The organism is Paracoccus angustae (genome assembly GCF_042648745.1).
GTDB lineage: Bacteria > Pseudomonadota > Alphaproteobacteria > Rhodobacterales > Rhodobacteraceae > Paracoccus > Paracoccus angustae.
On record NZ_JBHRXY010000023.1, the window covers coordinates 12,303 to 32,690 of the forward strand.

General features: G+C 65.9%; 15 protein-coding genes. 11 read left to right on the forward strand and 4 right to left on the reverse strand.

Going from position 1 to position 20,388, the window contains the following annotated elements:
* Positions 1–247: 247 nt before the first annotated feature.
* The 4 genes from ACFOM8_RS17605 to ACFOM8_RS17620 all read left to right on the forward strand — a co-directional run bounded on the left by ACFOM8_RS17605 (position 248) and on the right by ACFOM8_RS17620 (position 6,952).
* Positions 248–697 (forward strand): hypothetical protein, encoded by a 450-nt coding sequence (locus ACFOM8_RS17605; RefSeq protein ID WP_377763446.1) that lies wholly within the window; start codon positions 248–250, stop codon positions 695–697.
* A 526-nt stretch (positions 698–1,223) separates the two neighbouring features.
* Entirely contained in the window at positions 1,224–1,949 is a 726-nt protein-coding gene (locus ACFOM8_RS17610) for a VPLPA-CTERM sorting domain-containing protein (protein ID WP_377763448.1), read from the forward strand.
* Between the two features lie 166 nt (positions 1,950–2,115).
* Positions 2,116–3,618, forward strand: a complete 1,503-nt coding sequence (locus tag ACFOM8_RS17615; RefSeq protein WP_377763449.1) for a phospholipase D-like domain-containing protein — start codon at positions 2,116–2,118, stop codon at positions 3,616–3,618.
* A gap of 490 nt (positions 3,619–4,108) precedes the next feature.
* Positions 4,109–6,952, forward strand: a complete 2,844-nt coding sequence (locus ACFOM8_RS17620; protein WP_377763451.1) for a right-handed parallel beta-helix repeat-containing protein — start codon at positions 4,109–4,111, stop codon at positions 6,950–6,952.
* Positions 6,953–6,988: 36 nt separating this feature from the next.
* Here ACFOM8_RS17620 and ACFOM8_RS17625 read toward each other — a convergent pair whose 3' ends face one another.
* Both ACFOM8_RS17625 and ACFOM8_RS17630 read right to left on the reverse strand, forming a co-directional pair.
* The gene (locus tag ACFOM8_RS17625; RefSeq protein ID WP_377763453.1) at positions 6,989–7,954 is read right to left on the reverse strand and encodes a ParB/RepB/Spo0J family partition protein; all 966 of its coding nucleotides are present in this window, start codon (positions 7,952–7,954) and stop codon (positions 6,989–6,991) included.
* 34 nt (positions 7,955–7,988) lie between these two features.
* Positions 7,989–9,308 carry an AAA family ATPase gene (locus ACFOM8_RS17630; protein WP_377763479.1) on the reverse strand — a complete coding sequence of 440 codons (1,320 nt, stop codon included), beginning with the start codon at positions 9,306–9,308 and terminating at the stop codon, positions 7,989–7,991.
* Between the two features lie 547 nt (positions 9,309–9,855).
* Here ACFOM8_RS17630 and ACFOM8_RS17635 point away from each other — a divergent pair.
* The 4 genes from ACFOM8_RS17635 (at position 9,856) to ACFOM8_RS17650 (ending at position 13,702) form a co-directional block, all read left to right on the forward strand.
* Entirely contained in the window at positions 9,856–10,863 is a 1,008-nt protein-coding gene (locus tag ACFOM8_RS17635) for a replication initiator protein A (protein WP_377763454.1), read from the forward strand.
* The gene (locus ACFOM8_RS17640; protein WP_377763456.1) at positions 10,860–11,426 is read left to right on the forward strand and encodes a hypothetical protein; all 567 of its coding nucleotides are present in this window, start codon (positions 10,860–10,862) and stop codon (positions 11,424–11,426) included. Before ACFOM8_RS17635 ends, ACFOM8_RS17640 begins: the two co-directional genes overlap by 4 nt.
* Before the next feature lie 42 nt (positions 11,427–11,468).
* Entirely contained in the window at positions 11,469–12,482 is a 1,014-nt protein-coding gene (locus ACFOM8_RS17645) for a glycosyltransferase family 2 protein (protein WP_377763457.1), read from the forward strand.
* Between the two features lie 149 nt (positions 12,483–12,631).
* Positions 12,632–13,702 (forward strand): glycosyltransferase family 4 protein, encoded by a 1,071-nt coding sequence (locus tag ACFOM8_RS17650; RefSeq protein ID WP_377763459.1) that lies wholly within the window; start codon positions 12,632–12,634, stop codon positions 13,700–13,702.
* Here ACFOM8_RS17650 and ACFOM8_RS17655 read toward each other — a convergent pair.
* Positions 13,675–14,826 (reverse strand): glycosyltransferase family A protein, encoded by a 1,152-nt coding sequence (locus ACFOM8_RS17655; RefSeq protein ID WP_377763461.1) that lies wholly within the window; start codon positions 14,824–14,826, stop codon positions 13,675–13,677. The genes ACFOM8_RS17650 and ACFOM8_RS17655 overlap by 28 nt on opposite strands.
* Before the next feature lie 150 nt (positions 14,827–14,976).
* Between ACFOM8_RS17655 and ACFOM8_RS17660 the strand changes: the two genes are divergently transcribed.
* From ACFOM8_RS17660 to ACFOM8_RS17670, 3 genes are read left to right on the forward strand one after another with little or no spacing between them, the layout of a single operon-like run.
* Positions 14,977–16,191 (forward strand): glycosyltransferase family 4 protein, encoded by a 1,215-nt coding sequence (locus ACFOM8_RS17660; protein WP_377763462.1) that lies wholly within the window; start codon positions 14,977–14,979, stop codon positions 16,189–16,191.
* The gene (gene epsE, locus ACFOM8_RS17665; RefSeq protein WP_377763464.1) at positions 16,188–17,396 is read left to right on the forward strand and encodes an exopolysaccharide biosynthesis GT4 family glycosyltransferase EpsE; all 1,209 of its coding nucleotides are present in this window, start codon (positions 16,188–16,190) and stop codon (positions 17,394–17,396) included. Before ACFOM8_RS17660 ends, epsE begins: the two co-directional genes overlap by 4 nt.
* Positions 17,393–18,700, forward strand: coding sequence for a glycosyltransferase family 4 protein (locus tag ACFOM8_RS17670; protein WP_377763465.1), 1,308 nt, complete (start codon positions 17,393–17,395; stop codon positions 18,698–18,700). The genes epsE and ACFOM8_RS17670 overlap by 4 nt, the downstream gene beginning before the upstream one ends.
* A gap of 81 nt (positions 18,701–18,781) precedes the next feature.
* On the opposite strand, the gene xrtD is transcribed toward ACFOM8_RS17670, so the two are convergent.
* Positions 18,782–20,383 (reverse strand): VPLPA-CTERM-specific exosortase XrtD, encoded by a 1,602-nt coding sequence (gene xrtD, locus ACFOM8_RS17675; protein ID WP_377763467.1) that lies wholly within the window; start codon positions 20,381–20,383, stop codon positions 18,782–18,784.
* Positions 20,384–20,388 lie beyond the last annotated feature (5 nt).

Consider the following 20,388-nt stretch of genomic DNA (forward strand, 5'->3'; position numbering starts at 1 on the left):
CTTGCAACAGAAAGTTCAGGCAAGATGTTGCTGGAACATGGCAGGACAACAAGCAACTTTTCGCGCCCCTGGCCGGATGATGGATGCATACCGACTGCAAGAAGATGATCCTGCCTTGACTTTTACGTAAGACGCCGTCGTTCGGGAACATCCGTCTATCCAGAGCATTAGATCAAAAGACTGCCGCGTGCCTGATGCGCCCTTGCATGGGATCGGGGCTATTGAACGAACAGCTTATGGAGCGTCAATGACCTACCCCATTGCCGATGCCACCAAGGCCACCATTCATCCGCTCAAGGTTCTGGACCTGCCCGAGGCAGGATATATCCTTGACCTCACAGAAAAATTTTCCCGCTCCTTCGGCTGGCGATTTGACCCGGAAAGCCTGCACGCCCTTGTGCAACTGGCCCGGCGGCACTTTCCCGGGCTGGAGATCCGTTCCTGCGAATCCTTGATTCGGCGGCTTCAGCTGGCCGGGGATCTGGTTCAGGGCGCGCGGGGGCTGGAACTGACGCCCTCGGGCAAGGCGCGGTGCCGGTCCACCTTTCGGGCCTTGTTGAGCGCGCCCGAATGGCGTCACGCCGTGGATCAGGTTTGCGAAGATCTTTCGGTCTTTTCCGAAACGGAAGGAATTTCCCTGATGGGGGATCCCCTGCCCCCTGTCGAACGCTGGTCGGCAATGGCTCCTGCATTTTAGATTCGGAACGTTTTGCTGCTGGTGAAGTTTTACACGCCCTGGTTGTTACTCTGCAAGACATTTCAATCGAAATGCCGTATCCTGAACAGGATCGGAGAAAAGGGGCAAATCCTGCAACCATTCTTTGTCGCAACAAAAGCGCAGACATATTAACGGCTTCCTCTTTAATGCTGGCGGCTGCCGGCAAGCAGAATCGGGTCGGCCGGAAAGGGCTTGAAGGGCGGATCGGTGCGCATCCGAAGCTTTCGCGGCGGTCGAGCGTTTTTTTTTTGCTGTTCCCTTTGGCTCCTGTTTAGCTCCTTTCCTGCCGCCATCACACTCCATAAAGGTTAAGATTTTCATAAGATTATCGGAAACGGTCCGGCAAGTTTCGCCCCCGGGGAGGCCCCGGGGGGGCGGACCGGCCCGACAAAACCCCCCCGTTTTCCCGAAAGTCCTCAAGAACAGGCTGGAACTTCACTGTTAATTGAGTATTAATAACTTGGGCATTGTAAGGCTGGCCTAAGTTTTTAGGGGGTAACGAATGATGAGAAAGATTCTTGGCGCTGCGGCTTCGGCAGCAGTTCTTTGCACCGGAGCGCAAGCCTTTGCGGCGACGCTGGTCATCGACGACTTCAGCGTCGATCAGCGCGTTCAAGACACGCCGGCGTTCGAGCCCAACGCTTCCGAGGTCGGAGGCGGCATGCTGGGCGGTTTCCGTGACCTTTCCGTCACGAACACCGCGGCGGATGGCAGCAACCTGGCGGCGACGGAACTCAATGTGACGGGCGGGAACCTGAAATTCTCGAACGTCGCGGGTGCGCGGGGCGAAGGGACGCTGACCTATGACGGCGGCGACGGCGATCCGAACAACGTCGACACGGACGGCCTTGGCGGCGTCAACCTGCTGATCGGCACGGATCCCTACTTCTTCTTCGCATCCTCGCCTTCCGTTCCGTTCGACAACGTGGCCTTGTTCCGCGCCACCGTGTGGGACGTCGACGGCAACACGGCGACTTACGAAGAACTGCTCGATGCCGACTATGATCCCCAGCTGTCCTTCAGCGAATTCGCCGGGGTCGATTTCAGCCGCATCGGGGCGTTGCAGTTCTTCATCAGCTCGACCGGCACCAACGACTCGGTCGATGGCGCCGTCACCCAGATCGAGGTCCGGGCCGGCGATATCGCCCCGATCCCGCTTCCCGCATCGGGCCTTCTGCTGCTGGGCGGCATGGGCGGCCTGAGCTTCCTGCGCCGGCGCAAGAAAGCCTGATCCGGCACAGAGCATCCAGTTGGACAACGCCGGCCTCATCGGGCCGGCGTTTTTCATGCCGCGCGGGCGGCAGGCCAGCCTGTCGCGGGAACATGACGGTTTCCGGTCAGAACCCTTTCCTGCGGAACGGCGTTCCCCTCTGCTCTTGCCTGCTGAATGAGGGATCATGACCATTTTCCAGCCCGGCCGGAACTGCTGGCGCGTCGAAACGGCGGACCGGCTGTCCGTGATCATCGATGGCCAGGCCTATTTCAGGGCCCTGCGCGAGGCACTGCTGCAAGCCGAACGGCTGGTGATGATGATCGGCTGGGATTTCGATTTCGAGATCGAGATGCTGCCGGGGGAAAGCGACGCGGACGGTCTGGCGCCGGACGGGTTTCTGAACCGGATCGGACCCTTTCTGGACGCCATCGTCGACCGGCGCCCCGGCCTCGACATCTATCTGCTGAAATGGAGCGGCGGCGCCCTGATCGCGCCGGGCGGCGTCCTGCCCGCCCTGGCCGTCAAGCTGATGTCGCCCGACCAGATCCACCTGGCCTTCGACGGCCGCCACCCGATCGGCGCCTGCCATCACCAGAAGATCGTCGTCATCGACGACAGCCTGGCCTTTTGCGGCGGCATCGACGTGACCGACGGCCGCTGGGACAACCGCGAGCACAAGGACGAAAACCCCCTGCGCTGCCTGAAGAACGGAGATTGCGCGCAGCCGTGGCATGACGCCTCGACCGTGATGGGGGGACCGGCCGCGGCGGCGCTGTCGGAACTGGCCCGCGCCCGCTGGGCACGCGCCCATGACGCCGAGCTGGACGAGGATTTCGATCCCGGCCGCAACCTGTGGCCGGACAGCATCCGGCCCGCCTTTCGCGACATCCCCGTGGCCATCGCCCGCACCGCACCGCCCGAGGCGGGCCGCAGGAGCGTCCACGAGATCGAGGACCTGTATCTGGACGCCATCGCGGCCGCGCGCGATTGCATCTATATCGAATCGCAGTATTTCTGCGCCGACAGCATCACCCGCGCCATCCGCCGGCGTTTGGCCGAACCGCATGGCCCCCAGGTGGTGGTGATCAATCCCCATGCCGCGCAAAACCATCTCGAGGATCAGGCGATGCACGTCACGCGCAGCCGCATGGTCCGCCAACTGCGCCTGCACGATCGCCACGACAGGTTCCGCATCCTGTATCCGGTCACCGAAAACGGCCAGCCGGTTTATGTCCATGCCAAGATCATGATCGTGGACGATGTCCTGCTGCGCATCGGATCCAGCAACATCGACCGCCGCTCGATGGGGTTCGACACGGAATGCGATGTGGCCATCGGGGCCCCGGATGACGAAACGCGCGCGGTGATCCGCAGCTTCCGCGACGAGCTGCTGGCCGAGCATCTGGGCCTTCCGACCGCCCGGGTCGCCGAGGAAATCGAACGCAGGGGCAGCGTGGTCGCAGCCCTGGAGGCGCTGTGCCGCCCGGAAGGACGCAGCCTGCGTCCCCTGCCCCCGCGCCGGGAAACCTGGCTGGGCAGCGCCCTGGCCAGGACGCGCTTTTTCGATCCCCGTTATCGCCGCAGCGCGCAGGCGCGCCTGGGCATCACCTCGCGCCACCTGCTGATCGGCACGGCGGTTCTGGCAGCGGGGGCATGGCTTTGGGGAAGCCGGCGGCAGAGAGGCTGACGGGCAGCGTCCCGGGACCCGCGCATTCGCGGAATTGGACCCCGGATGTCAGCTTTCGGTCGATGATCGGCTGAAATCGTCCGACCGGCCAAGGACGTCCTTGCGTTTCCCGGATGCGGTTGTCCTGACCGGCCGATTTTCTTGCAGATTGCCCGGCCCGGCCGGCAGGGCGCCTGTCCGGGCAGGCATGGCCTTCCGTGCCGCTCATCGGATTTCTTCAATGTTTTCCTGACAGAGAGCCTGTCTTTTCCGATCTTCCATGGACCCTGGACCATGGCGCTTCCCGCACCGGGATCGCCGGACAAAGCTCTTGCCCGGCTTGGACCGATCCTGTGCCTCCCTCCGGGATCGGGTGATGCCGGCAAGGGCGGGAATTTGCCGACCTTGTTTTTTCATCTACCTTTGCGTGTGGCTCCTTCTTAAACAGCGCCAGTCGTTATGAAGTGCACCGTTCAGTTTGCTTTAGAACTTGCGCCAAGGAACCAATGGAATGCCGCTGCGTGATCTGCCTGTTGCCCTGCCCGGATCTGTCGGATCCAACGGATCGGACCTTCAGGCCGAAGACATCGGGGCCTTGGAGGCCTTGCAGGCCGTCAGCCCGGTCGTCGTGAGCCCAAAGCCGGTCGCGACGGGATCTGAGCCCCAGGCGGAACCGCCTGCCGCCTCGGCCTTTCCTCCGGAACCGATCCACAGCCTGACCGCCGAGGCGGGACGCGTCCTGACCATCGAGGCCAAGGCCACGGGCGAGATCGCCAGCATCCAGATCCTGTCCCAGTCAAGCCACGGCCATGTCGGCGTCAACCCCGACAACAGCCTGTCCCTGGTTCTGAGCGAGGATCCCCATGACACGGCCGACATCTCGTTCCGCTATCGGATTGTCTACGAGAACGGCGGAACCCAGGATGTCCAGGCCCAGGTGGACGTGACCGCCGGGCAGGCCCCGGAAGGCTGGGGTTCGGGCGATTTCTACATGCTGGAAACGGATGCGGATGGCCGTGTCGTGGTCGAGCATGGCGAGAACCACCGCAAGATCCATGTGACCGAAGGGGCGCATGGCCTGACCCGCGCCGGGATCGCCGAGGCCGAGGGCATCGCGGAAAGCCAGGTCACGGCGGAATGGCTGAAGGGCCATCCCGAATACGGCGCCACACCCGACAAGGCCCTGGCCACGGATCTGGGAATGGAACTGTGGTATGCCACCACCGGACGCGAGGTCGGGCCGAATTCGAACTGGCTGTTGTTCGAGCGGGGTTATGAATACGAGGGGGTCGGACGGGTCGTCGACCGCGGCGCCGCGGGGGAAAGCGCGCTGAACCCGATGTATGTCGGCGCCTATGGCGAAGGGAACGATCCCCTGGTGGACAGCAAGATCGATGTCTTCCAGGATCCTGTCAGCCATGTCGTCATCCAGGGGATCGACAGCACGAATTTCCGGGCGCTGCTGGGTGAAAACCTGCTGCTCGACGATGTCGGCATTACCCGCGACGGACTGGTCGCGGAAAACGTCCGCAACTTCACGCTGATGAACTCGGATATTGTCGATGTCGCCCGCGCCGCGCCGCTGAATTCGGGCGCGGCCTGGGATGCAGGCGCCAACAAGGTTTCCGGCGTCTATGTTTCGAACATCGACGGCGCGCTGATCCAGAACAACCTTTTCGACCGCAATGGCTGGGCCGAAGGCTATGATCCCGCCCTGTCCGCCTCGGATCCCATGCCGCCCAGCAAGTTCAATCACAACCTGTATGTCCAGAGCGGCAACATCGACGTGACGATCCGCGACAACGTCCTGATGCGCGGCTCCTCGTTCGGGGCCCAGGTCCGGCCCGGCGGCGTGCTTGAGGACAACACCTTTCTTGACAACAATGCCGCGGTGAACTTTTTCGGCCTGACGAACCATACCCTGGCCCTGAACAACGTCGTCACGTCTGCCGGGCACCGGCAGCTTGCAATGCCGGATGGCGCCTTGTCGATGGGCATCGACAACTATGGCAAGCAGGATTCCCTGATCGGGAACATCATCGCCCATCTGTCCGATCCGAACAATCCTGCCGAACAGGCCGCAAAGACGATCGTGCATCCCGCCCTGGCGGACACCGAAACCTATGTCGACGACACCATCATCTATAACTGGGGGGCCAGGGGAAAGTCGCCTTACGACCAGAACCTTGACGGGCTTTCCCTTCCCCTTCTCAACCAGACCACCATCCAGAACTTCACCGCCCAGCTTCTGGGCAGGGAAAGGGCCACGATTTCCGACCTGGCCGACTATTTGCGCGCGCAGCCCGATGGCAGGCCGGAGGGCACGGTCGATGCCGATGTGGTCAACGCCTTTTTCCGCGAAGGCTTCGGCCTGGACACCACCCTGCGCGCGGGCGCCGAGGTGCTGCGATTTGCCCCCGACCACCGGGCCGAAGGCCTTCGCTGGGACAACCGGCTGAACTGGTCGACCGGCGATCTGCCGGGCACGCAGAATGGCGACAGCGTGGACCTGGGCGGAAACCGCGTCCTGTTCGGATCCGAGACCGTGACGGTCGACGATTTCATCTTCGGCGATTTCGGCCAGTTGAAGGCAACCTCGGGACGGTTGGAGATCGGGGGCGATGTCTCGACCGCCAGGACCGGCAACCTGCTGCACGTCGACAATGCCGGACAGGTCTGGGTCGATGGCTATGGCGGCAGCGGCCTTCTGGACATCGTTCTGACAGGCGGGCGGTTCGCCAACACCGGAGCTTTCGCGGGCGAAACCCGGATCAGCGTGTCTGAGGACGCGCAGCTTCTGCTGGCCACGGCGGATGCCCGTTTCGACCTGGCCGGCGGCAGCAGCCTGACGATCACCGGCGGCAGGGCCAAGGTCGGCTTCGATGGCGGCGACGGCACGGCGGCGACGCTTCGGATGCATGATGCCGCCACCCTGTCCTTTGTCGCGGACGCGACCGGATTGGGGAAGATCGCCGAGTTTCGCTCGGGCGCCTTTGCGACGCCGGATGTGATGTCGGGGCTGCGCCTTGACGGGGATCTTTCGGTCGATCTTTCCGCCCTGGGCACGAAGACCGGGGGAGCCTGGACGCTGATCGACGCGGACCAGATGATCGGTTCCTTTGACGGCATCAGCATCGCCGGCCTGGGCACCGACCGCGATGCCCTGATCCGCTATGATTATGCCCGGGACGAGGTCGTGTTGCTGGTCAGCGAGGCTGGCCTGGGCAGCGGACAGATCCAGTCCGCCCCGGTGGGCGATGCCGATTTCGCCGGCCATGTCCAGGATGCCGGGCTGGAGGCCTTGTGGACCGATCTTCATGCGGCCATGCCGCAGGTGACTGACGATCCGATCTGAAATGTTTCGCACGCGAAACATTTCGCATGCGAAACTTCAGTCGCGTTCGCCAAGCCATTCGGCCAGATCGCGCAGGAAATCTTCGGTGACGCCCTGGCCGGTCAAGACGACACGGCCAAGGCGCGCCTTCATCACGACGCCTGCCCCGAAGGTTTCCCGAAGATCCTTGGTCTCCGTAACCGGCCTTGCGTCAGCCTCCGGGCGCAGCGCCGCCTCCAGGATCGTCCGTTCTGCTGATGCGCTGCCCGGCGCCGCGCTTTTCAGGCGGGCCTTCACCCGGCCGGCCATGTCAGGATCGGCCTCCATGGCCTTGACCAGGGCCAGACCCAGCTTTTCAGGAATTGCCTCGGGAAAGCGCAGCACATCGCCCAAGGCCTCGTGCAGCGCCACAAAGGACAGGATCTTGGACCGCTTGGGGGCAGGGGCATGCTGGAACAACATCCTGACCGCCGCCGCCGGACTGTCGAAGACGCCGATGCGGGCGGCTTCGTGGGCCAGCCGGCCACGTTCATAGAAGGACAGGTCGGCGCGGATCTCGTTTTCCTCGACCATGGCCAGATAGGCTTCGGGCGCGGCGTCGAAAGGGCGCAGCAGGGCCTTGACGGTGGCAAAGCGCGTCTCGCCGGTTTCCCGGAACAGCGCTGTCAGGGCGGCCAGGCGGCGGGCCCCGGACACCAGCCCATAGCGCCCCTCGGCCAGGGCCACGACCTCGATGGGCATCTGCTGATCCCGGTCGCGGATGCTGGCCTTCAGCGAAGCCATGTCATCGGGATCCATGTGCATGCGGTCGCGCTGAAGATGCGTGGCCTCGACCGAGGCCAGGGGCAGGTCCAGCACCATCCGGCCGCTGTCGCGGGCCTGACGCAGCTCGGCCGCCAGATCCTCCAATGCCGCTTGCGCGGCGGCCTCGGCGGCGATGCGGGCCACAGGGGGAACGGGGGCAGGGGTTGCCTCCGCGTCGCCCACCATGCCAAAGGCGGTCAGCCGCTTGCGCTTGGCCATCATCATTCCTTTCCAGAATTTCGCATGCGAAACTTCATGCCTTTTGCCCGGCCCGTTCCTCGCGCCGCCAGATGCCCAAAAGCAGCGATTTGAATGCGGCATAGGTGCGGTCAAAGGTCTCGCGGCCGCGGGCATAGGTTTCGCGGTTGAAATCGCGGTAATCGGCCTCGTAGATGCCATGGACCTGTTCGCCCGCCTGGCCGATCAACGCGGTGAAGTCCTGGCGGTGCGGCGACAGGCTGGGGCCCAGATAGGACTGGATCAGCCCGGCCAGTTCGGCCTGCTGGCTGGCATCGTATCGCGTCATCACTGCCCGCACGGCATCCCATTGGAAATGCAACTCCTCGCGGCCCAGGGCGCGGGCGGCGATGTTCTCGCTGTCCTCGATGCTGGCAAAGGTCGAATGCAGCATGTCGAAGAAGCGCCCGGTCGAGTCGAATTCCAGAAAGGACGCCCCGAAGGGCACCAGCAGGATGTCGGCCGCGGCCAGCCCGTTGATGGTCAGGTAGCCAAGCGCGGGGGGAGTATCCAGGAAGACCAGATCATAGCGGTCGAGAATGCCGTCCGCCGCCAGCGTCTCGGTCAGGGCGTCCCACAGCTTCCAGCCGCGCGAGGCCATGCGCCAAACGGGGATCTGGAACTCGGCCCAATACAGGTTCAGTTGCGCCCCGATCAGATCGATATTGGGCCAATGGGTCGGGCGGATCAGGTCGCCTGCCTTGATCTTCAGCGCGTCCGACAGACTGTCGTCGAGCGCCACCGGCGGATCGCCCCGGTCGATGCGGCGCTGGTTGTCGGACCGCAGCGTTTCGCCGTAATGGCGCGCCAGCAGCGGAAAAACGGTCTGCCATTCGTCTTCGACCTGCGCCCCGAAGATCGAACTGAGCGAACCCTGGCTGTCCAGGTCGATCATCAGCACCTTGTAGCCGTCGAGCGCCGCCGACATCGCCAGATGGGCGCAGGTCGAGGTCTTGCCGACGCCCCCCTTGAAATTCGCCACCGCCACGATCTTGGCGGGCAGGCCCTTGGGGCGATAGGGCAGGTATTCCTTGGCCTTCGATCCTTCGGCGCCGAAATGGGCGCGCAGGCGCTGCACCTCCTCCAGGGTGAACCACTTGGCGCCGCCCTCGGTTTCGGACCGGCCTTGCGGCAGGTCGGGGTTCTGGCGCAGGACGCGGCGGAAATGCTGGGGCGCCACCGGGATCAGGTACCGGGTGATTTCCCATGTGGAAAAGAGCCGCAGCCGCCGTTCGCCACTGTTCTCGAGCCCTCGTCCGATCAGATCCTGACGTCCCCGGCGATAGTTCGCGGCGATCCCCGCCAGCCCCTCGGTGCCCGTCGGTTCTTCCAGCATGGTCAGGGCGCGGTCGGGCGAGAGATTGAAATAAGGGGGGATGTCCTGCCCGTTTGCCACTTCTCTGCCCTCATGTACCGCTTTTCCTGCATCCTATCCATAAATGCGGCACATGCGAGAATTTTCGCAACATACCGATCTTTCCCCAAGCATTTTCCCAGCCGGAACGGCCTGTCTGTTGCAGTTTCGCCAGCCTCTTCTTGTTATAATCCAGTTAGTATTCAGTTACGGACAAGGGCAAGACGCCGAATGATCGGCTATCTTATTGGCCAATAAAAGTTTTTCCGGGTTCGGCGGCAGTTTCGGTGAATCCGATACCACGTTTTTCCGAATCCGAAGCCACGTTTGGGCGATTCCGATCCCCCGAAACCCGTTGCTTCCCATCGGGGCCCCGCTGGACGGTCCGCTTGTGGATAAGTAGGATCGCGTCAATGAAACGACGAATCCCGGCGCGGCGGACCTAGGAACCGCAACGGGGATCGCGCAAGCGGCAACAGCAGCCCGCAAGCCGGAAAGCCGTCCGGGGGAGGGGACAGGAAGGGACAGGATGGTTCCAGCATCTCCCGCGGGGGCGGCGGCCGAAACGCGTCTCATGCAGGATTTCTTCGTCTGCGATTTTTTCGCCGCGGTGCCCAAGCATGACCTCGCCTCGATGGAACATCCGATCTTTTCGCTGTCCACGCGGCCCGACCGGCGGGTGGTCAGCTACGACCACAACGGCGCCACCCTGACCGTCACGCCCAGCGTCAAGGGTCGGGCCACCATCTTCGACGCCGACATCCTGATCTTCTGCATCAGCCAGCTGATGGCCGCGCTGAACACGGGCCGGGCCGTGTCGCGCAGGCTGACCCTGACCGCGCGCGACCTGTTGCAGGCCACCAACCGCGAAACCTCGGGCGATGGCTACAAGCGGCTGCGCGAGGCCTTCGAACGCCTGGCCGGCACCCGCATCACCACCAACATCGTCACCGGCCCTCACGAAATCACCCATGGCTTCGGCCTTATCGAAAGCTGGGAGATCGTGCGCAAGACCCGCGGCGGCCGGATGGTCGCCGTCGCCATCACCTTGTCGGACTGGCTGTTCAATGCCGTTCTGTCGCGATCCGTCCTGACGCTGAGCCGGGATTATTTTCGCATGCGAAAGCCGCTCGAGCGGCGGATCTACGAGCTTGCCCGCAAGCATTGCGGGCGGCAGTCGGAATGGACCGTCTCGATCGCCGTGCTGGCCAAGAAGACCGGCTCGGCCAGCCCGCTTCGCGTCTTCCGCGCCATGCTGCGAGAGATGATCCGGGAAAACCGCCTGCCCGATTACCTTCTGTCCGAGGAAGGGGGCGACATCCTGCGCGTGACCCCGCGCGCGGCGCCGCTGGAGCCGGGCGAAGGGCCGCATCTGCGTCCCGAAACGCTGGACCAGGCCCGCGCCCTTGTTCCCGGGGCCGATGTCCATGCGTTGCAGGCGGAATGGCGCAGCTGGTGGGCCGCGACGGGCCGGCCGCGGCTGCGCAGCGCCGACCGCGCCTTTCTGGGATGGGTCAGAACAAGGGCGCCGTTGTGATGGAGTGCGTCCTGGCACGCTGGCATCCGGGAATCGGCGATCCGACCTGGCAGGGATGGGCGACCGTGCTGGTCTATCTGGGCACGGCCATCCTGGCCTTTCATGCCAGCCGCACGGGTTTTCCCGCCGCCACGCGCGGCCGGGAGCGGGCCTTCTGGATCCTGACCCTGCTGCTTCTGGCAGGCCTTGCCGTCAACAAGCAGCTCGACCTGCAATCGGCGCTGACGGCGGCGGGACGCTGCATGGCCAAGGTCCAGGGCTGGTATGGCCAGCGGCGCCTGGTGCAGATGGGCTTTCTGCTGGGGCTGGCGGGGCTGGCTGTAATCTTTCTGGCAATCCTGCTGCGGCTGCTCAGGGGCAGCTGGTCGCGCAGCGCTCTGCCCGTTCTGGGGCTGGTCTTCGTTTGCACCTTCGTGCTGATGCGGGCCGTCGGGTTTCACCATGCCGACAGGCTGCTGGGAATGCCCGTTTGGGGTTTGCGGACCAACACCGCCCTGGAATGGGCCGGCCCGGGTCTGATTTCCCTGGGCGCCCTGCGGGTTCTGCGATTATGGAGGCCATGACCCGTTTGCCCCTTGTTTACCCTTGTCCGATAGGCTGCCGCCATGTCTTCCCGCATCGCCGTTATCATCGTCAATTACGGCACCGCCGGTCTGGCCATCGCCGCGGTGGACAGTGTCCTGTCGCGCGACCATGACGGCCACCCGGTCGAGGTGCATCTTCTGGACAACGCCTCGCCCGGCGGGGATGCCGCCGTTCTGGCAAGGGCCCACAGCGCGCGGAACTGGGGGAACCGGGTCCGGCTTTGGCCCGAAACCCGCAACCACGGCTTCGGGCGCGGCAACAATGTCGTCCTGCGCGCCCTGGCGGCTCGGCCGCAGCCGCCCGACTACGTCTTTCTTCTGAACCCCGATGCGCAGTTGCAGAACGAAGCCCTGGCCATTCTGGCGGACCGCCTGGACCGGACCCCGCAAGCCGCGGCGGCCGGGGCGGGAATCGCCCTGCCTTCGGGCATTCCCGTCACGGCCGCCTTCCGTTTCCCCTCGGCCCGCAGCGAATTCGCCCAGGCCGTGAATTTCGGTCCCCTCAGTCGGCTTTTCCGCGACAGGCTGGTGCCCCTGCCCGCGGACCAGCCCGAAGGCCCCGTGGACTGGGTTTCAGGCGCGGCAGTGATGATGCGCCTGTCCGTGCTTCGCGACCTGGGAGGGTTCGATCCCGATTTCTTCCTGTACTACGAGGAGGTCGAACTGATGTTTCGCATGCGAAAGTCCGGGCATCAGATCCTTTATGTCCCTGCGGCCCGTGTCCGGCACGTGGAAGGGGCTGCCACCGATGTCAAAAGCGGCGCGCCTGTCCGCAAGCGCAGACCGGCCTACTGGTACGATTCCTGGCGGCAGTATCATCTCAAGACGCAGGGCCGCGCGGGCGCCCTTGCCGCGGGACTGGCCTGGCTTGCGGGGGCGGGGCTCAATGCGCCGCTGGCGCTGCTGAGAAGGCAGGAAAGGCGAAGTCCGAAACGGTTTTTCAGCGACTTTACCCGGCTGGTGATATGGCCGCTGCTGTTCGGATCCCGGCAAGGGCGGCGCACAGGGCGGGTCCGGGATGGGGAACCGGGTTGAAAGCCGCATCGGACACGGTTGCATGGCCTGCGCCGGAACGCTTATCAGGATCCGGCGCAGGCCAGCCGCATCCGACAATTCGAGATTTCAGAAAAATGCGTTTCACTTTTGCCTTGCCGGAGCTTTCCGGTCTGTCTGGCGGGTTGCGCGTGGCTGCGCAATATACCCGGCATCTTCTTGAGCAGGGTCACCAGGTCAGCTTCGCGGTGCGCAGACCCGGCCACGAGCCCGGCCCGAAGCGGCGTCTTCTCAATCTGGCGGGACTTGGCCGCCCGACCTTGCCGCTGGAGCCGGCGCGCGGACATTTCGAAGGACTCGATGTTCCCGTTTACCACCTGGACGAGGCAAGGCCCGTCCGCGCCGCAAGCCTGCCCGATGCGGATGCCATCATTTCGACCCTGTGGACAACGGCGGAATGGGCCAGCCGCCTGCCCGCGTCGAAGGGCCGCCACATCCATTTCATTCAGGGATACGAGGACTTCAATCCCAGGTTCAGCAAGCGGGTCAGGGCGGTCTATCGCCAGCGCAACGACAAGATCGTTGTGGCATCCTGGCTGAGAAACAGGCTGCTGGAGGAGTTCGGCCAAGACAGCACGGTTGTCATGAACGGCGTGGACACGGCCAAGTTCACGGCGCCCGAACGGCCGCGCAACGAACCGCCCCGGATCGGCTTCATGTACGCCTCGCTTCCCGACAAGAACAGCGCCATGGCGGTCGAGGTTGCAAGACGCATCCATGCCCTCCGCCCCGCCACCGGCTTTCTGTCTTTCGGCACCGGCGCGGTCCCGGACGACTTCCCGGATTTCATCGCCTATGAACGCCTCCCCGACCAGACCCGGATCCCGGAAATCTACCGGTCCTGCGACCTGTGGCTGTTCGTGACGCGCAGCGAGGGATTCGGCCTGCCGATCCTGGAGGCCATGGCCAGCCGGACGCCCGTCATCGCCACCCCGGCCGGGGCGGCGCCCGACCTGATCGACGGCCGGAACGGCGTCCTGTCCTCGCTGGATGCGGGAGAGTTCACGAAATCCGTCCTGGATTTCCTGGACCGCTCGCCAGAGGAATGGCAGGCTGCCTCCCGGGCGGCCTTTCGGACGGCGCAAAGCCGGGAACTGGCGCAGGCGGCGCAGGATTTCGAACGGGCCGTCCTGAATTGCCTGCATCGGAACCGCGCGCCGGTTCCCGCTGCCGGTCAGATGCGGTCCAGAATGGCGCGCTGATAGCCGGGATACCATCCGTCCAGATCCGCGACCGGGATGGCCCAGACCTCGCGCCAGCAGCGCATGGCCGTCAGCACGCCCTTGGCCTGCGGAAAATCCCAGCGGCGCGACAAGGCATCCTTGATGGTCTCGCCCAGCAGGCGGCGCCACAGCATCCACCGATAGGTCGCCAGCCATGCCTCCGGCCGACGGGCGTTGCGCTTGATGAAGACCAGCATGTTCAGCAGCTGGAAGGTCGTCGCCGTTCTGCGCTTGACGCGGCCGCCCGCGACCTCGAAATGATGAAGCCTGGCGCCGTCGGCGCGCAGCAGGAGGCCATGCCGGCCATAGCGGTACGAGGCATCCAGATCCTCCAGCGCCGCGTAATAGCGCAGCGACCGGTCCAGGGGCTCGGCCAGGGCGATGCGCCGCCGCACGCTGAGACCGTGGCCCGACATGAAGGTCATGGGCGAAACGGCCAGGCCCGCGAACTCCGCCGGAACCTCCAGGCCCCGTTCTCCGTCGTATTTCAGAAACAGCGCGTGCATGTCCTGGAACAGGATCCGGCGGCTGATCCAGCGGCCCAGCCGATAGCGCATGATCCGGTCGCGCAGGCCCCTGATCCTGTCCTGGGTGTCGTCCTTGTGCGCCAGCCCGGCCGAGGCTTCGGCATGGGCATCGAACATCACCGGCACGTTCACGCCATTGACGCCCGCCAGCACCCCCCTGGCATCGGCGGCATAGACCGCCAGGATCCGTTCCGCGTAGTCGGGGTAAAGAAAGCTGTCGTCGTCGATCATCACCACGATGTCGCCGATCGCCTGTTCCACCCCCTGGTTGCGCTGCGTGGCGGAAGACGGCGTTTCCGCTTGCAGGTAATCCAGCCGGATGGCGGGATGACGCGCGGCGATCGCCCGGACCGCATCCCGCGTATCCTGCCAGTCCCGCGAGGAATCCACGATCACGACCTGAACCGGCGGGACGGTCTGCCCCAAGGCCGGCGGCAGCACGCGCAGCAGCACCTCGCGGCGGTTATAGGTCGGAATCACAAGAGACCAGGTCAGCATGGGGCGGGACAGTCCTGACAGGATGCGGAACACGGCGTTTCCCGGACTATGGCCGGGCCGCAGGGGATGCGCCAGCATCCATGGAAACCGGCCTGCGGGGGTTTCCGGCCGCGGCGCAAGGCCGGGCAGCGGCCCGCGGACCCGGAAATTCCTGCCGCGCGGCCATGGCCTTGCCGGGCCTTTTGCGTTTAGATGCCGCCAGACGGTTTCAAGAGTGCATCCTGTCCCATGCCGATCCCCCGCGTTGCCTATCTGGCCGGCTCCTATCCGACCGTCTCGCATACCTTCATCCTGAGAGAGGTGGCGGCGCTGAGGGCGCAGGGGCTGGAGATCCTGACCTGTTCGGTCCGCCGCCCCGGCCCGGACCAGCTTCGCGGCCCGGCCGAGCGGGCCGAGGCGGCCCGGACCTTCAACCTGCTGGAGGCGGCCAAAAATCCGCGCCGCCTGATCGGCGCCCAGATCGCGGCGCTGAGAAACCCCCGCCTTTACGCGCGCACCCTGCGCAAGGCTTGGTCGATGCGCGGGCCGGGGCTGCGGGCGGCGGCCTATCAGATCTTCTATTTCCTCGAGGCGACGGTGCTGGCCCGGCACCTGGCCGGGCAAGGCGTCACGCATCTGCACAGCCATTTCGCCCAGGCCAGCGGCACGGTGGCGATGCTGGCCGCGCGCCTGGCGGGCATTCCCTTCAGCTTCACCCTGCACGGCCCCGCCGATTTCACCGACCCCAAGCTGTGGCGGCTGGACGCCAAGATCCATGACGCGGTTTTCGTGTCCTGCATCTCGCATTTCTGCCGGTCGCAGGCCATGCTGGTCAGCCCGGTCGAGGACTGGGCCAGGCTGCACGTCGTCCATTGCGGGGTGGAACCCGCCCGCTATGACGCGCCCCCGGCGTCAGGCCAGGACCTGCTGTTCGTCGGCCGCATGACGGCGGCCAAGGGCGTGCCGCTGCTGATCGAGGCGATGCCGCACATCCGGGCGGCCCATCCCGGCGCGCATCTGGTGCTGATCGGCGACGGGCCGGACCGGGCCGCGCTGCAAGACCGGGTGCGCCGCCTGGGCCTGGAGGACGCGGTCCGCTTCACCGGCTATCAAAGCCAGGACGAGGTGGCCTGTGCCTTGGCCCGCGCGGCGGTGTTCGTGCTGCCGTCCTTCGCCGAAGGCGTGCCCGTGGTGCTGATGGAGGCCATGGCCGCGCGCCGCCCCGTGGTCGCCACCCGCATCGCGGGCATCCCCGAACTGGTCGATGACGGGGTTTCGGGCCGGATCGTGCCGCCGGGGGACGCGACGGCCCTGGCGGCGGCGGTTTGCGACATCCTGTCGGCGCCGGACCGGGCGGCAAGGATGGGCGAGGCCGGGCGGCACAAGGTCGAGGCCGAATTCGACATCGCCCGCGAGGCGGAAAAGCTGGGCGCGCTGTTCCGGCAGCAAGGAGACGCCGCATGAGCCTGCCCGACCGGATCGCCGTTCTGATCCCCGAATTCCCGGGCCAGACCCATTCCTTCTTCTGGCGGGAAATCGAGGCCCTGGCGGCCAGCCACGGGATCGGCGCGCAGATCGTCTCGACCCGGCTGGCGCCGAAGCCCGTTTGGCATGACTGGGTCGGGCAGGCCGCGGCGATCCAGCTTTACCCGGTTCCCCGGGCGGATCTGGCGCGGCTGGCGCCGGATCTGCTGGCGGCCCTGCCGCGCCTGGCCGCCGATCCCGACATCCGCCGGATCCTGCGCCAGCCCCGGGCCTGGGCCTTTGTGCTGATGGCGCTGCGGCTGGCGCGGATCTGCAAGGCGCGGGGGCTGACGCATCTGCATGTCCATTCCTGCGCGAATTTCGCCCTGATCGCCGCCCTGTGCCACCGGATCAGCGCCATTCCCTATAGCCTGGTCCTGCACGGGCCATTGTCCGATTACGGCCCGGACCAGCCCTTCAAGTGGAAGGGCGCCAGCTTCGTCTTCGTTATCACCGAAACGCTGCGGGCCGAGGTCGCGGGCGTCATGCCCGACATGATGGCCAAGGTCTCGGTCGTGCCGATGGGGGTCGATACCGACCTGTTCGGCCCCCCCGCCGCGCCGCGCCCGGACGCGCCCGATCCCTTCGGCTGGTTCTGCTGCGCCCGGCTGAACCGGGTCAAGGGCCACGACACGCTGATCGAGGCGGCAGGCCTTCTGCGCGCGCGCCGTCCCGGCCTGCGCTTCCGCATCCGCATCGCGGGCGAGGACGAGCAGGCCGGCACCGGCTATCACCGCGACCTGGACGCGATGATCGCGGCCGCCGGGCTTGGCGAGGCGGTCGCCCTTCTGGGATCGGTCACGCAGGACACCGTGCGCAACGAGCTGCAAGCCGCCGACGGCTTTGTGCTGGCCAGCCGCCACGAGCCCCTGGGCGTCGCCTATATGGAGGCCATGGCCTGCGAACTGCCGGTGATCGGCACCGATGCCGGCGGGGTCGGAGAGCTGATCACCCAAGGGCAGGACGGGCTTCTGGTGCCGCCCGGCGATGCGGAGGCGCTGGCCGGGGCCATGGCCAGGGTGATGGAGAACGGGGAACTGCGCCAGTCGTTGGGCAAGGCGGCGCGCCGGCGGATCCTTGCGGATTTCAGTTCCCGCCGCAGCGCGGATGCGCTGGCCGCGGCCCTGGCCGGAGGAAAGCCATGACGATCCGTCCCCGCGTCCTTGTCATCGCCGAGGCCGCCAATCCCGAATGGGTGTCGGTTCCCCTGGTCGGCTGGTCGCTGGCCCACGCCCTGCGCCAGGTGGCCGATGTCCATGTCGTGACGCAGATCCGCAACCGCGAGGCGATCGGGCGCGCCGGGCTGGTCGAGGGCCGGGACTTCACCGCCATCGACAGCGAGGCCCTTGCCCGCCCGATGCACCGGCTGGCCGGGATCCTGCGGATGGGCAAGGGCAAGGGCTGGACCATGTCCACGGCCATCAACGCCGTGACCTATCCTTACTTCGAGCGGCTGGTCTGGCAGCGTTTCGGAAGCCGGATCCGGGCCGGGGATTACGACCTGGTTCATCGGGTGACGCCCTTGTCGCCCACCATCGCCTCGCCCATGGCCGCCAAGGTGGCGGCGGCCGGGGTGCCCTTTGTGCTGGGCCCGCTGAACGGCGGCGTGCCCTGGCCCCCGGGCTTCGATGCCGAACGGCGGCGGGAACGCGAATGGCTGTCCTATGTGCGCGGCGCCTACAAGCTGAACCCGCTGCGCGGGCGCAGCCTGGCCGCCGCCTCGGCCATCCTGGCCGGATCGCGTCACACCGAAAGCGAAATTCCTGCCCGCCATCGGCCCAGAACCATCTGGCTGCCCGAGAACGCCATCGACCCGGCCCGCTTCAACCTGACGGCCCCCCAGGATCTGTCCGGGCCGCTGCGCGCCTGCTTTATCGGCCGTCTGGTGCCCTACAAGGGGCCGGACATGCTGTTGCAGGCGATAGCGGCCCCGGCCCAGGCCGGGCGGCTGGTGCTGGACGTGATCGGCGACGGGCCGATGATGGAGGGGCTGCGGGCGCAGGCCCGCGACCTGGGAATCGACGGAGCGGTGACCTTTCACGGCAACCTGGCCCATGAATCGGTTCAGGAAGTCCTGGCGCGGGCCAATCTGCTGACCTTTCCGTCCATTCGCGAATTCGGCGGCGGCGTGGTGCTGGAGGCGATGGCGCTTGGCGTGGTGCCCCTGGTGGTCGATTACGCCGGACCGGGCGAGCTGGTCACAAAGCACACCGGCTTCAAGATCCCGCTTGGATCGCGCGGCGAGATCGTCGCCGGGCTGCGGGACGCCCTGGAAAGGGTGCTGGCCGACCCTTCGGTCCTGCCGCCGCTGGCCCGGGCCGCGCGGGAAAGGGTGTTGCAGGATTTCACCTGGGCCGCCAAGGCCCGGCAGATCGCCCGGGTTTACGACTGGATCCTGCAAGGGCAGCCCGGGCCGGCGCCGGTTCTGCTGCCCGAGGCCGACGGCTGACGGCTTGCCCGCGGCAGCCGGGGGACTTCACGTCCCCCGGACCCCCTGCGGGATATTTATCGCGAAGATGAAGGGACCGGGTCAGTCTTCCGGCATGAACTTCGGCAAGGGCGCGATGACCTGCCGGGTCATGTCCAGCAGCCGCGCCTCGGCCGAGGCCTCGGATTCGTCGGGGGCCATGGCGGTCGTCAGGCGCACGATGCCGCCATCGGTCTGGCCCGACCGGATGCCGTCGGCCAGCAGATAGAACTTGGCGGCGACATCCCAGGCCACGCGGCGTTCGCCCTGCTGGAACCAGTAATAAACCATCATCCGCGCCTCGCCCTTCTGGATGATCGCCCGGTTCAGCAGGAACGCGCCGTCCACGCCCAGGCGGGGGGCGATGTCCACCCGCTCCAGCCGGGCGATTTCCCATCCCGAGGAGGGCAGGCAGATTTCCGGGGAATGGACCCCGCCCTTCGACTGGTCGTGATAAAAGGCCATGAACAGCCCCACCGTGGGCGTGGCGGCGTCGCGCATCATGGTCACCTGCCGGTAATCGTCCGCGCCGAGCGCCTTGGCGATCTCGGGGGTCAGCCGCTCCTCGGGGCCGCGCTGCTGCCAGTCGCCCAGGCGGGTGGGGAACAGGGCAAAGGCGCTGCGGGCGACGGGCTGGCCGCGATCCTGCGGCACCATCTGCCAGGCGGCAAGCGCCGCCAGCCCCAGAAACGCCGCCGCCACCAGGGCCGCCGAGGGCGCAATGTGCCGGATCCGCCCCGCCTGGGCCAGCAGCCCCGTCGTTTCCAGGTCCAGCGCATCGCCCAGGGTCGGGCGGCCGGGATGGAACAGCAGCATCACCCGGGCCAGCGCGAACAGCAGCACGATGCAGATGATGAAGATCACCCAGCCTTCGAAGAAATGGGTGAATCCCTCCAGCCACTCGATCCCGTAGACATTGGCGATGATCCCGGCCGCGGCGATGCGGACCGAGTTCATCAGAACGGTGATCGGCACCGCCGCCAGCAGCAGCACCGCCTTGTGCCATTTCGGCCCCTGGTAAAGCACCGCGAAGATGTAGGAAAAGGACATGATCGGGAACAGGTAGCGCAGGCCGGAACAGGCCTCGGCCACATGCAGGCGCATCACCCCCAGGTCGATGATGTTGCCTTCCAGGAAAACCGGCACCGACAGCAGCTTCAGGATGCCCACCCCGATTTCCGAGGACACCATCTGGAGCCAGATCGACACCTTGTAATACAGCGTTGCGGGCAGCGGCAGCATGTAGACCAGGTGCAGCACCGCGGGCCAGAAATGCCGGCCCCGCGACCATCCCATGGTCACAAGGATGATCCCCGCCACCCAGATGATCGTGGCATAGGCCACGATGTCGTCGACCTGCGCCAGCTTGCCCAGGGCGCCGCAGGCGAAGGCCAGGGCCAGAACCGCGACGCCTGGCCAGCGGTCCCGCACCGGGCCGTCCGGGGCCGGGTATTGCTTCAGCTCGCGCAGGAACATCAGCGCCGAAAGAACCGGGATCAGCGGGCCATGGCTGTATTCCGGCGTCTGCCAGGCCAGCAGCAGCGCGTCCAGCCCGTCGATGAAGAACCAGCCCGCGGCAAGAGTCGCCAGGGCGAGCAGGAAGACCCCGGCCGCATTGAACGAGGTCCGGTCCTTGAGGGATACGATGTCTTCGCTGGAGGCCATGAGCT

Coding starts and splice junctions, on each gene's coding strand:
- xrtD (WP_377763467.1), bottom strand. CDS start 20,383: ATGGCCTCCAGCGAAGACATCGTATCCCTCAAGGACCGGACCTCGTTC.
- ACFOM8_RS17660 (WP_377763462.1), top strand. CDS start 14,977: ATGCCGATCCCCCGCGTTGCCTATCTGGCCGGCTCCTATCCGACCGTC.
- ACFOM8_RS17645 (WP_377763457.1), top strand. CDS start 11,469: ATGTCTTCCCGCATCGCCGTTATCATCGTCAATTACGGCACCGCCGGT.
- ACFOM8_RS17605 (WP_377763446.1), top strand. CDS start 248: ATGACCTACCCCATTGCCGATGCCACCAAGGCCACCATTCATCCGCTC.
- ACFOM8_RS17670 (WP_377763465.1), top strand. CDS start 17,393: ATGACGATCCGTCCCCGCGTCCTTGTCATCGCCGAGGCCGCCAATCCC.
- ACFOM8_RS17630 (WP_377763479.1), bottom strand. CDS start 9,308: ATGCTGGAAGAACCGACGGGCACCGAGGGGCTGGCGGGGATCGCCGCG.
- ACFOM8_RS17610 (WP_377763448.1), top strand. CDS start 1,224: ATGAGAAAGATTCTTGGCGCTGCGGCTTCGGCAGCAGTTCTTTGCACC.
- epsE (WP_377763464.1), top strand. CDS start 16,188: ATGAGCCTGCCCGACCGGATCGCCGTTCTGATCCCCGAATTCCCGGGC.
- ACFOM8_RS17625 (WP_377763453.1), bottom strand. CDS start 7,954: ATGGCCAAGCGCAAGCGGCTGACCGCCTTTGGCATGGTGGGCGACGCG.
- ACFOM8_RS17635 (WP_377763454.1), top strand. CDS start 9,856: ATGGTTCCAGCATCTCCCGCGGGGGCGGCGGCCGAAACGCGTCTCATG.
- ACFOM8_RS17615 (WP_377763449.1), top strand. CDS start 2,116: ATGACCATTTTCCAGCCCGGCCGGAACTGCTGGCGCGTCGAAACGGCG.
- ACFOM8_RS17620 (WP_377763451.1), top strand. CDS start 4,109: ATGCCGCTGCGTGATCTGCCTGTTGCCCTGCCCGGATCTGTCGGATCC.
- ACFOM8_RS17655 (WP_377763461.1), bottom strand. CDS start 14,826: ATGCTGGCGCATCCCCTGCGGCCCGGCCATAGTCCGGGAAACGCCGTG.